Raw genomic sequence first — 1,754 nt, 5'->3', positions numbered from 1 at the left:
GCTGACGCCCAACGGCAAGGTCGATCGCAAAGCGCTGCCCCAGCCGGAGCGCACGAGCGCTCCGACGACGCTGGTCGCGCCCCGGACGGAGACGGAGACGACGCTGGCGCGGATCTGGGCCGACGTATTGGGCCTGGAGCAGGTGGGCGTACACCATAACTTCTTTGAGGTCGGCGGGCACTCGCTGCTCGGCACGCAGGTGATCAGCCGCGTGCGCCAGTCGTTGGGCGTGGAGCTGCCGCTGCGCGCGCTCTTCGAGGCACCGACGATCGCTGCTCTGGCTCAGCGGATCGCGGCGGGCGATGGGCAGATTCGGCGCGCGCTGCCGCCCATTCAGCGCGTCGACCGGGCGGACGAGCTGCCGCTCTCGTTTGCGCAGCAGCGGCTCTGGTTCATCGATCAGCTACAGCCCGGCATGTCCGGCTATAACATCGCCGCGGCCGTGAAGTTGACGGGCGTGCTCGATGCGCGGCCGCTATGGCAGAGCTTGAACGACGTGGTCGCGCGTCATGAGGTGCTGCGGACGACATTTGCGCAGCGCGACGGTCGGGCTTATCAGGTGATCGCGCCGTCGCTGAGCATCGATCTGCCGCTGGTCGATCTGTGCCCGCTCCCGCAGACGGAGCGCCAGGCGCAGGCCGAGCGGCTGCTGACGACGGAAGCACAGCGCCTCTTTGATCTTCGGCGCGGGCCGCTGCTGCGCGCCCTGCTGCTGCGCCTGGACGAGCAGACGCATGTGCTGCTGCTGACCATGCACCACAGCATCTCGGATGGCTGGTCGCTGGGCGTCTTCCTGCGCGAGATCGCCGCGCTCTATCCGGCCCATGCCGCAAACACACCAGCGCCAGCGCTACTGCCGGAGCTATCAATCCAGTATGCCGACTTTGCGGTCTGGCAGCGCACGGAGCTAGCGGCGGTGCTGGAAAGCCAGCTTGCCTACTGGCGGCAACATCTGGCGGGAGCGCCGACCGCGCTTGAGCTGCCTACCGATCGTCCGCGTCCTGCCGTGCCGACGTTGCGCGGCGCGCAGCACTCCGCTGCGCTTCCGGCGGCTCTGGCCGAGGCGCTGCGGACGCTCAGCGCCAGCGAGGGCACGACGCTGTTCATGACGCTGCTGGCGGCGTTCGATGTGCTGCTGCATCGCTACACGGGCCAGACCGATATCGTGGTTGGCTCGCCGATTGCCAATCGCAACCGAGCCGAGATCGAGCCGCTGATCGGGTTCTTTGTCAATACGCTGGCGCTGCGCGCCGACCTGAGCGGACAGCCGACGTTCCGCGAGCTGCTCTGCCGCGTGCGCGCGGTGGCGCTTGAGGCGTACGCGCATCAGGATTTGCCCTTCGAGCGGCTGGTCGACGCGCTGCAACTGCCCCGCGATCTGAGCCGTCCGCCGCTGTTCCAGGTGATGTTCGTGCTGCAAAACGCGCCGCTGCCGTCGCTGAATCTAGAGGATTTGACGCTGGAGCCGGTGACGATCGATAGCCGGACCTCGCGCTTCGATCTGACGCTGGAGCTGGTGCCGACTGAGCACGCCCTGACGGCAACATTCGAGTACAGCACCGATCTATTCGAGGCGCAGACGATCGAGCGCATGGCCGCGCACTGGCAGATGTTGCTGACGGCGGTGGTGGCCGATCCCGACCAGCCGATCGCCACGCTGCCGCTGCTGAGCGAGGCCGAGACGCGCCAGCTCGTGCATGAGTGGAACGCCACCGCCGCGCCCTTCCCTGCCGCGCGCAGCCTGCCCGACCTCT

1 protein-coding gene is annotated in these 1,754 nt (G+C 67.9%); it reads left to right on the top strand.

Going from position 1 to position 1,754, the window contains the following annotated elements:
- Nucleotides 1–1,754 (top strand): condensation domain-containing protein (locus tag VFZ66_01030; GenBank protein ID HEX6287737.1); only part of this gene is annotated, 1,754 nt, incomplete at both ends.

Source organism: Herpetosiphonaceae bacterium, assembly GCA_036374795.1.
Classification (GTDB): domain Bacteria; phylum Chloroflexota; class Chloroflexia; order Chloroflexales; family Kallotenuaceae; genus LB3-1.
The sequence above is the reverse complement of the archived record's forward strand: the minus strand, read 5'-3'. Positions and strand labels throughout refer to the sequence as shown.